The 11,055-nt window shown below is 43.4% G+C and carries 4 protein-coding genes and 1 pseudogene; 2 read left to right on the forward strand and 3 right to left on the reverse strand.

What is annotated here, in order from left to right:
- Positions 1 to 450: 450 nt before the first annotated feature.
- Positions 451 to 2,451 (reverse strand): sialate O-acetylesterase, encoded by a 2,001-nt coding sequence (locus AX660_RS16850; protein WP_082768972.1) that lies wholly within the window; start codon positions 2,449 to 2,451, stop codon positions 451 to 453.
- A gap of 626 nt (positions 2,452 to 3,077) precedes the next feature.
- Between AX660_RS16850 and AX660_RS16855 the strand changes: the two genes are divergently transcribed.
- Positions 3,078 to 6,233, forward strand: coding sequence for a TonB-dependent receptor (locus AX660_RS16855; RefSeq protein WP_068379292.1), 3,156 nt, complete (start codon positions 3,078 to 3,080; stop codon positions 6,231 to 6,233).
- A gap of 72 nt (positions 6,234 to 6,305) precedes the next feature.
- Positions 6,306 to 9,428: a cellulase family glycosylhydrolase gene (locus AX660_RS16860; protein ID WP_068379295.1), complete on the forward strand. Its 3,123-nt coding sequence runs from the start codon at positions 6,306 to 6,308 to the stop codon at positions 9,426 to 9,428.
- 88 nt (positions 9,429 to 9,516) lie between these two features.
- Here AX660_RS16860 and AX660_RS16865 read toward each other — a convergent pair whose 3' ends face one another.
- Both AX660_RS16865 and AX660_RS23340 read right to left on the reverse strand, forming a co-directional pair.
- Positions 9,517 to 10,158 carry a M15 family metallopeptidase gene (locus AX660_RS16865; RefSeq protein ID WP_201027460.1) on the reverse strand — a complete coding sequence of 214 codons (642 nt, stop codon included), beginning with the start codon at positions 10,156 to 10,158 and terminating at the stop codon, positions 9,517 to 9,519.
- A 189-nt stretch (positions 10,159 to 10,347) separates the two neighbouring features.
- Positions 10,348 to 11,055: pseudogene (locus tag AX660_RS23340) on the reverse strand (sulfatase); the annotation flags it as partial.

Here is an 11,055-nt window from a genome sequence, read left to right on the forward strand (position 1 = left end):
CTAACTGGGCACTGCGCACCTTCGTCATCTGCTGTGCATAACCAGAAAACAAATCTTTAAATTGCATAGAAACACAGCCAGATAACGTTAATATACCGGCGAAAATGACAGTTTTGATTAAGCCTGAATTAAACATTAGTGTTTGATACTGCATAGCTGTGTTGGCAACTTGGTTAGACGGTGAAGGTGATCCACGAAATGATTCAATGTGTTACTCTGTATGTGATCATATAGTAAATACTTGGCAAAAAAATATTATCAACACATAGTCCTTACTTAATTGTTGTAACAGCCCGTTTCTATCTAATACGACGCAAACAGCAAACTGGATTGTTAATTCATAATGGATTTTTAATACCGCGATAAGTTCCCTTGTTTTAGCCTTGCAATGTTTGTAAAAAAGGCAACGTGTAAGTTGCCTTTAATAAAAAACATTGGCTGAATGAAGTGCTATTGGTCAAAAGAATAGCGAAAGGGTACAGCCGGTAAATTCGCCGAATTGTAAAGGTTTGCTGGACTGTTATCGGCCCAAGCATAACGTAGCGACTGTGGTTGTTTGACCTTAGCTGAGCTGACTATGACAGTATCGCCAGCAATGACAGCCTGGGCGTTAACAAACTTGCCATTACTACCCGCAATCGCAAAACCGCGTAATTCATCACCTTTGATGTTAAGGCCACCATGCACATGTTCGTAAGCGACGACTAAGACATTTTTGCCTGCAACGATCTTAGCCTCAACGTTTTTGATGCTTGGACCAGAGTAGGGGATGTCTTCGTTGAGCACGATATGTTGAGCCGCGCGCCATAAACGTTCGCCCACATCGGCTTTATTACGTGGGTGAATATCGTCGGCATCGCCAATATCAATGGTAACGGCCATGCCGGTGTTAGGTAGAGTGAGGGCAGAGGCTTGGGCTTCGCGTAATAAGGCCCAATCACTATTAATAGGTTGGTCTTGTTGTTTGAGGTAACTGGCAAGTTGCACAAACAAAAAGGGTAAAGCAGGCTCCTGCCACTGAACACGCCAATCGTTGATCAAGCCTTTAAACAAGTCGCTATATAGGGTATTAGCACCCACATTGTTTTCACCCTGATACCAGATAACACCGCTGATGGGATAGTTAATGACAGGGTGGATCATGGCGTTAAACAACACGCCGGATTTCCAGTTATAAAATTTGACATCGGGGATTTTGGGTTCAATGTCATTAGATACTTGCCACTGACCACTTAAGTCGAGTTTTGTATCGTCGAGCTGTAAATAAAAATGATCTTTTTTGCCGATGAGTACTCTGTTATCCCAGCTGTTAACAGCCCGAATAACAATAATATTGTCACCTAATTGCAGCACATCAGCAGGTACTTCGAGTTCTTGAGTGGTATCTTGCCAACCTTCTTTATAAACCTGTTGGCCATTGATAAATACACGGCCTATTTGATTCAATTCACCAATATTAATTTTAACCTTTTGTGCTTTAGTGCTCAGTTGCAGATGTTTTCTCGCCCACACTATGTGACTTAATGGTGTGTTTTCATCTGTTGGCAAGTTTGTTGGTGTCCATGGGCTGTCATCAAAATCTGCTTTGAGGATCTCGCCATCTGCATAGGCGTCGGGGCTATCGAGCATCTGCCATTTTTGTTGTTCTAGTTGATCATTATGGTTAAATTCATCTTGCCATTGTTGGGCATTTTGCAGCATATCCGTGGCATCTTTCTCATAACCCTTAATGGTCTGTAAGGCTGTAGTTGAGGTCCACGCTTCGGCTGGAGTGCCCCCCCACGTACTGTCGATAATGGCGACTGGAATGCCAGTATGTTGTTGATAACGTTTAGCAAAATGCCAAGCGACGGCAGAAAATTCACTGCTGGTGGCGGGGCTGGCTATTTTCCAGCCTGAACTGGGAATATGACTTTGTGGCTGGGCGTTATAGGATTTTTCAAGTTCAAAAAAACGAATATTGCCATTGCTACTGTCGGCGACTTCTTGTTGCCAATTATCCACCTGCCAACTCAATTTCCATTCCATATTAGATTGGCCTGAAGCCAGCCATACATCACCAACAAGTACGTCTTGTATATGCACAGTATTGTCAGCTTGACTTACACGCAGTTCAAAAGGCCCTCCGGCAGTTTGCGCGGGTAAACTTAGCTGCCATTGACCTAGCTCATCAGCTTGGGTTTCTTGAGTGCTGAGATTTTGCTGGCCTTTAAGTAAGCTGACTTTGACTGTTGCATCGACAGAGGCTTGTCCCCAAATCACAATGGCTTTGTTACGCTGTAGCACCATATGATCTGTAAATATCGCGGCAAGTTTTAAACTGGTTTGCATGTTTGGCTCATGTTGTTCAATGTCGTTACTATTTGGTGTAGCAGTGTTACTGCCGCCACAACTGTTTAACAGAGCGATAATAGCGATGTTCGCCCATAGCCTGAATTTGGTAATTATCATTTTGGGTATCCTAATGAGTGCGGACTTCAACTACCAGAGAATTTATAACTTTGGTCTGGCGTTGAAAATATTGTTGGTTTGTCATTAAAATTTGCGACTAAACGCCTTAATAAAGCGGTAACCGGTTACAGATTTGTTTTAGCATGCCCTTAAGTTTAGACAAAATCAATTGTCCGATTTTGTTTTGATGTGCAGATAATAAACATTCCATATGCGTTTTTGGACACATTGAACTTATTAAACCAGAACTCTGGATTGTAGGAGCCGAAGGTTTTTATTTAATATATAAATCAAATAGCTAAACAAAATTCACTAAAACAGTATCGGTATATTTCCTGCGTTTAAGCCCCATCCATTAAAGTTAACAGTATTGGGTGAGCATCAGCTTGCCTTTTAATGCTAATTTGGCACTTATAAATATAATTTTTATTATCTAAAACAATAAGATAACTAAATTTCTGTGATTAATTATTAAATATTCACTTTTTGCTGTTGTAAATATGAAACCGGTTACTGTAAACTTTTTGTTAAATTGTATGTGTCGGTCTCACTATTTTTTTAGTTAATGTTGTAACCGGTAACATTTGTGTGATTGTAGCTTAAAATGAAAACAGGGACCCTTCCTAATGTTGAAAAAGAGTAGATTTAGTACCCAGCTTAAAACCCTAACTCTGGCGGTGAGTTGCGCGCTCATGCAGGGTACGGTATGGGCACAAGCAAACGATGTTGATTCTGTAACAACGGAAGAATTGACCGAGGTAATTGAGGTCAAAGGCATCCGAAGTTCACAAGCGGCGGCTATTGATTTAAAACGCGAAGCGGCGACTATTGTTGACTCCATAGTGGCAGAAGATATCGGCAAATTGCCTGATGCCACTATCGCCGATTCCTTGTCGCGTATCTCTGGGGTTCAGGTTAAACGTGAAGCCAATGAAGCGACATCGTTGAATATACGGGGTATGCCTCAGGTATTAACCACACTTAACGGTGAACAGTTTTTAAGTCCATGGACCATCACCGATGTGGGCGCCAATTATGGTGATATCCCTGCCAGTATGATCACCGGTGTGGATGTATACAAATCCATCAATGCTAAGGCCTTATCTGGCGGTATTTCTGGTTTGGTTGACTTGAAAACTGCTAATGCCTTAACGCTGAAAGAAGGCTGGACGGGCAACCTGCGTATTGAAGGTTCGCAGGGTGATCTGACCGACAGAGAAGTGCACAGTGACAGAACGGTGACAACACGTATCGACCCCAGTGTGAATGTCTTTGTTGGCTATAACAATGACGGTAAGTTTGGTTTTACGGCTGGATATTTTGAATCTGAGTCAAATGCGGCTAACTACCAAATGTGGGACGATAACCGTCTGGCTTTTTTAGGCTCACAAGGTGGACAGCCGGGCGACCCACTTGATCTTGATAATGACGGAGACCTCGTTAATGACTGGTATATGGTGCCGGCCAATTTTGGTGTACGTAGTAACTTTATGGAGCGCCAACGCAAAGGCGGGGCCTTTAGTGTTGAAGCTCAATTAAGCGATAACCTCAAGTTAAGTGGTGATGTGTTTTATACCAAAATGGATCAGTATGATCGTGGGGTAAACATTAACTTTAATGGTGCCTCGAGTATCAATTCTATCTCCATTAATAATGGCCCTCAGGAGCCTGGCGATTTATACAATGTATTAGTAAAAGACGGCACTGTTACCTCAGAAGGGGCTACTATCAATTATGTGGATGCTGATGGTAATACCCAAACTAAAACCATACATTCCGTGCAGGTTGCGCATATTAATTCGCGAGATTTTGAAACCACGTCCAGTAATACCATCAACCATACCGCGGCACTGAATACCAATATTCAATTGGATTACGATAACCACGACAATATAGAAGCGTCAATTCGTTATGTTTATGCTCATGCTGAAAAACAATATCGTACCGCCCAGTTAAAACAAGGCACACCCGCCTGGTTATGGGTCGATGAAGATGGCATTAATGGTCATGATCCTATTACCGTGTATGACGTCATAGTCGATTACCGCGGTGATGTACCTACGTTCTCCTATGACCCCATTGCCAATGATTTGTCTAAAGCGTCCTTTTTGCGTAAGTATCAAGGTTTTGGGGATGGTACGAATACCGAAGCCGACTTGGATGTATTACGCGCCGATGTGACTTATCATTTTGATAGCAACAATTTTATTCAATCTGTGGATGGCGGCGTGCGCCGTGGTGTACGTACTGCGGATCACACCAAGTTTTATTATGCTACGCCGACCGCACGTTATTCGACCTGGAATGATTTAACCGTACCAGAAGATAAACGTTATAAATTGCTACCAGGTAACGAAATATGGCAAAAATACCCTGAATGGCGTGACTTTAATTTTGCCCTCGAAGATGCCAATTTACGTGCCCAAGATGATTATGTTGATAACGGTTTTGGCGTACGAGACACCGACGTATTTACCGATTTTGGACCAATTAAAGGTTTTGAAAACGGAGTGTCGTCACTTGACCCCAATAACTGGGATAGCCCTTTAGACTTTTTAAATACGCTTTATCCCGGCACTAAAACTATCGAAGATCCTGGTTATACCTATGCGGTAAAAGAAACCTCTACTTCCGCATTTTTACAAGCCAACTTTGCTGATGATGAGCTGTTTTTGGGCATACCAGTACAAGGTGACTTTGGTTTACGGGTCGTAAAAACCGAGCGAGAGATTACTAAAGCCGTGATCCCATCGGTACTGGATCGTAACAACTCAGTGGGGGCAGGGTCGCAGCCTTGGCAAAAAATCGCCTTTGTTTCGGATACCGAAACCATTGATCGATCATTTACTGATGTATTGCCTTCGCTCAATCTCAACTTTTTCCCCAGCGATGAGGTGATAGTGCGTATGGGCGCATCTAAAAACATGACTCGTAATAACCTTGAAAATCTCGGTTCGGGTTTGGTGTTGTGGTATCAGCAGTGTGTTAAAACCGCGGCCGATGGTTTGCCGGTGAAAGTACGTGATGGCAGTGGTCAGTTACGTGATGCGCTGGTGGGGTGTTCAGGTGGTGGCAGTGACAACGGTAATCCAGACATGAAACCCTGGCGCGCCACTGTGTATAATGGCTCGCTCGAATGGTACTTTGCTGAAAACGCAATCCTAGGCATGGGCATGTTTTTAATTGATGTTGAAAGTGCCGTGGCCAGTTATCAAGAACAACGTAACTTTGCTGACGCTGATGGCATTAATCGTGGTAGAAGCGTTAACGTATGGACCACGGGTAATGTTGATGCTTCTGATTTAATGGGTTTTGAAATTGGTTACAAACAGCCCTTTACCTTCTTTGAAAATTCTTTCTTAAGCGCCTTAGGTGTTGAATTTAACTACACCTATTCGGACAGTGAATCACCGGATATTGATATTGAGGGCAATGCACTGCCTTTACCTTCTAACTCTAAACATCAGTCAAATACCATACTGTGGTACGACAAAGATGGCTTGAATATGCGTATCGCCTACAACTGGCGTAGTGAAGAGTATATTGGCCGAGTTGGTCTAAATACCAACGGTGTACCGCTCAATTTGGGTAACTGGAATGAAGCCGTGGGGTATTTGGATGCGCAGATTAATTATTGGGTCAATGAGCATGTCAGTTTCTCCTTAAGTGGCACTAACCTGACATCGCAAGATCGTAAATCTTATGCACAGTTTGAAAATCAATTTCAATCACTTTGGGTACAAGAGCGGCGTTACACCTTAGGTATGTCGCTTAGTTTTTAATATGGGCTTTTGAGCCTGAATTTTTAACCCAAATGTGAGTAAGCAGCAGAACCGCTGTAAAGAGAGAAAATTATGAAAAATAGTATGAGTAAACGCTCAAAAATAAGTAAACAGCTTGGTTATCTACCCTTAGTGATGGCTGGTTTGATATTGGCCGGCTGCGGTAGTTCTGAGTTATTAGATAAAGATGCTGATATCGATACCTTGATACCAGAGCCGCCGGTTGAATTACCTAATCGTCCTTCACCTTCTGAAAACGCTGCGGTGATCGCCACTAGCAGTACCCAGATATTTGATGCCTCCACTAATGCCATCTTATTGCGTGGGGTTAACCTGCAATATGGTGATAACCCCGAAGTACGCATTGCGGGTATTGCCGCCATTAAAGAAACGGGAGCAAACGTAGTCAGATTACAACTACGGGCCAGTACCACGGCCGAGCAACTTGAGGCAGCACTTGATCGAATTGTTGCCAACGGCATGATAGCCATGCCCATGTTGTGGGAAGGAGAGGGCGAAATCACCTGCACCGAAAGCTCAGAGTTTATTGAAAAATACACTCAGGAATTGTGGTTCGACCGCTGGATTGATGTGCTCGTTAAAGATAAATACCAGCCACACCTGATGATCAATATTGCCAACGAATGGGGTCCCATGAATGTATGGGACGCCAACAGTGTGGGTTATGCCGAATATATTGATGTGTACAAAGCCATTATTCGTGAATTTAGATCCATAGGTTTTCGTGTGCCTTTAGTGATTGATGCACCCCATTGTGGTCAGGATTACAACGCTTTTTTAGCCGACCGTGCATTAGAGTTACAAGCGGCTGACGTCGAATCTAACATCGTATTGTCGGTGCATGCTTATGGCGCCCAGTGGAATTCGAGCAATAAGATAGTCTCGGCTACCGATTTGCTGTCAAAAACCGGTGTACCTTTTATTATTGGTGAATTTGGTGGCTCTGGAGTATTTGGTGCTACCTCGATTGATCATGCTGATCTGATCACCAAAGGGGTAGGTGATAAGGCCCTCGTATTTAACCTACCTTGGGTCACAACTGAAGATAAAAGTGCCTATAGCTTTAACCTTGAAACACCCATGGATATGCAGGGCGTAACGCTTAGTGCTGATATTTATACGCCGGTACGTTATGTCGAAGAGGGCCATTTAGGTGTGCAAATGTACTTGCGCGATGGATCAGATCGTTATGCCAGTTTTGGCGTATTGCAAGCCAACGATAGTGACTTAAAAGGTAATGCTTGGACCCATATCACTTATGCGATTGATTCAATGAGTGATCTTGCTGGTTATGCCGACGAAGGTTTTGACATTGCTGATGTCAGTAAAATCGGTTTAGAGATCATGGCCAACGGTAAAGCGGTTAACTATGTAGGTGATATCAAACTGGATAACCTAAAATTGCAATCCGGTGGGGTGACTCCGCCTATGTACTTAGCTGAGTTCAGTGCTGAGAAAGAGGGCTGGGCAGTGGCTTGGACGGGTGGCACCATTGAAACTCGTGATACGGCACTGGCTATAAGTCAAGATTGGACAAGTAACAACCAACTCGCCATGACAGTAGGCGGTGGTGTCGCTAACTTGGATACCAGTGCGCCGCTGACTATCAGCGCCAAAGTCTTTATTCCGGCTGAATATGCAGGTGAAACTAACTTTTTCTTCAAGTTTTTTATCCAACATGGAGACGGCTGGGCTTGGGTTGATACCGGTCAAAAGTCTTATAGCGATATTGCCGTAGGCGAATGGAACGACATTACTTTTGAAAATGTGGATTTTACCGCTGCCGGTGCTATTCAGGTACTCGGTATTCAGTTGGGTGGTATCACGACTGCCAAAACTGAGCCTTTGTTACTTGATTCAGTCACTGTATTAGGTGCTGGACAATCGCTAGGAGGCGCTGCGCCACCGAGTTACCACGCTAAGTTTGTGGGTGACGCCGAAGGTTGGGGTAAAGATTGGACTGGCGGCACCAGTGTGAGTGTGGACAGTGATAACTTGGTGATCACCCAAGACTGGACCCAAGGCGATCAGTTTGCGGTGTTTGTTGGTGGTGGTAATACCGATATTGATACCAGTGGTTTACTTACCGCTAAAATGAATATTTTTATCCCAGCCGATTACGCCAACGAAAGCGGTATTTATTTTAAGATCTACGTCAATCATGGTGATTCATGGGCGTGGGGACAAACCAGTGATAAAGGTTTTGCTGATATCACCCCTGGCGAATGGAACGAAATTACTTTTGAAGGGGTAGACTGGACTAGCTTTGGTGCCTTAAAAAAACTCGGTATTCAGTTTGGTGGGGTGACGACTGCTCATGGAGATCCAATCTTAGTTGATTACGTGGCCATATTAGAAGAAGGCCAATCAATGGATGGTGGCGGCGCGCAACTTGGTCAACTGGTGGTCTATAGCGCAGATTTTGTCGGCGAAACCCAAGGTTGGGCAAAAGACTGGACGGCAGGTACGGTGTTGAGTACTGATGATGATAACTTGATCGTGACGCAAGACTGGGGTTTGAGTGACCAATTCGCCATTACTGCCAGTGCAGCCGACATTAATATTGACACCAGCAAACCAGTGACTTTTAAAGTGAAGCTGTTTTTACCGCAAGACTATGCTGCAGAAAGTGGCATCTATTTTAAAGTCTATACCAAACATGGTGATAGTTGGGCATGGGGACAAACCAATGATGTTAGCGCTGACGCGTTCACACCAGGTGCGTGGAACGAAATAGTGTTTGAAAACGTCGACTGGAGCAGCTTTGGTGAGCTAAAAGCCCTAGGTTTACAATTTGGCGGCATCACTTCAAGCCATGCTGAGCCGATAACCATTGACTATATCCGTGCCGAACAAGAAGGTTTGATCCCGGTTGAGTTAGATACTTTACTTAACATGAGTTTTACCGAAGAAAGTGACGCCGATGCCTGGACGCTGGATTACGCAGAAGGTGGTTTTACTGCCGAAGTACTAGCCAATGCTAAACTACATGGTTTTGGGGTTGTACCTTATGGTTGGATGGCGTGGTCATGGAAGGGCAATGGCGAAGCCACCAAAGGCTTGGATATGTCGACCTCAGAAGATACTGTGGAATTAACCACTCGAGGTAATGAGATAGTCAACGGCCCTAACGGCATTAAAGCGAGTGCGGTACCGGCAGGTTTTGGTCAGTAGTTAACTAAATCGAGTTTATAGAATGTAAAATACCGGCTGGCCGCCGGTATTTTTTTGTGTTGAATTTACAGTGCTTTTCTAAACAAGCTCACTCGATCACAAAATCAAAATAAGTATCGATATATGCCGGTGGCTGGTGGGTGAAATGCCACCATTCCATGGGGTAAACATTGAAATTTTGCTGTTGCATTAAGTCGAGTAATATTTGGCGGTTTTGTTGTTGGCTTTGATTGATTAAGGAGCTGCCGACATTGGATATTGGGCCAAAAAAATCAAAGGGCGAACCCATATCCAGTTCTTGCCACAGTCCATTTTCATCCTGTGACAACAAACCTACATCGAGAGTACTTCCACGGCTATGACCAGACTTTTCAGCGATATATTCATTGATTAACTGATGTTTTTCTAAGTCAGGATAATACTGATCCTTGGTACGTGTATCACTAAGATCGGCAGCCCAACGCATAAAATGGCTAACTGCCCGTTGCGGTCGATAACAATCGTAAACTTTTAGTTTATAGCCATGCTGTACTATGTCATCAGCTAGTTTTGCCAATGCTATGGCTGCGTTGCTCTGCATATAACATTTGTTCGCTTGGTAACCCTCTATCTGTTTACCCACAAAATTATCACTACCTAAATAGCGCAGTTCTACCTCAATGTTGCTGGTTAACGTGGCAACATTAGTAAAATCATCTGGTTTGTTTTGCGCATAAACAGAACTGCTCAAGCAGCTTACTATCAATATACAGAGGAATAGTCGTGGCACTTTGGGATCCAAGCGATGTTTTAATGGATAGTACCACCAATTGAGTCACTCACAATATTGAGCCAGTGAAATCCAATTTAACAGGTTTAAACTGTCTTCACTGTGAGTGAGACACAACCTACATCAGCAACCTAGGCCGTAAGCGTGGTTTTATTGAGGCAAGTTTGCACTAAATAGTTTGAGAGCATCAGGAGCCACTGCAGCATCAGCCTTCACTAAATAAATGCGTTTTAATTTACTCACCTGAGCCCAAGGTTTAATGCTGTTATTACCCAGTATACTTAGCTCAAGTTGCAAGCTACCATCCGGTGAATCAACGAGGCCAAAATCTTGTATGAGCTCACCATTAAATTCTTTTGTTAACGTATTTTTACCAATAGATACTTGAGCTACTAGACCCGCTGCATCGGTATTTAATTGTTCGATATAGACTTGGTACTTACCCGCTTTGACTACCTCTATGGCAAATATTGCGCTGTCATCTTTTTGACTCATGCCACTCAAAAAATGCGCTGCACTTTTGGTATTGCCACTAGTAGCAGAGGGAGCAAAGGCATTGATCACCGATATTGGCTCAGGGCCTATGTTAAAAACTGGTGTGGCAAAACTCTTGTCTTGAGCAACAATGTCATTAAATTCAGTTTGCAGAGCCTTGACCATTTGAGCGGCGATAAGGGGTTGCTGGGTATAAATATTACTTGTTTCAAGTGGATCTTTTTGCATATCAAATAATAAGTAGTTTTCGACTGGGCTAGGGTAGTTTGTCCTGTCCATGGCCGGATTTAAGAGCAATTTATATTGTTCAGTGCGCAAGCCAATAAACTGTTTTGCATAGTCAATCTTAGTTTTGGCTATCTC

This window comes from Paraglaciecola hydrolytica, assembly GCF_001565895.1.
Classification (GTDB): Bacteria; Pseudomonadota; Gammaproteobacteria; order Enterobacterales; family Alteromonadaceae; genus Paraglaciecola; species Paraglaciecola hydrolytica.

Coding starts and splice junctions, on each gene's coding strand:
- AX660_RS16850 (WP_082768972.1), bottom strand. CDS start 2,451: ATGATAATTACCAAATTCAGGCTATGGGCGAACATCGCTATTATCGCT.
- AX660_RS16855 (WP_068379292.1), top strand. CDS start 3,078: ATGTTGAAAAAGAGTAGATTTAGTACCCAGCTTAAAACCCTAACTCTG.
- AX660_RS16860 (WP_068379295.1), top strand. CDS start 6,306: ATGAAAAATAGTATGAGTAAACGCTCAAAAATAAGTAAACAGCTTGGT.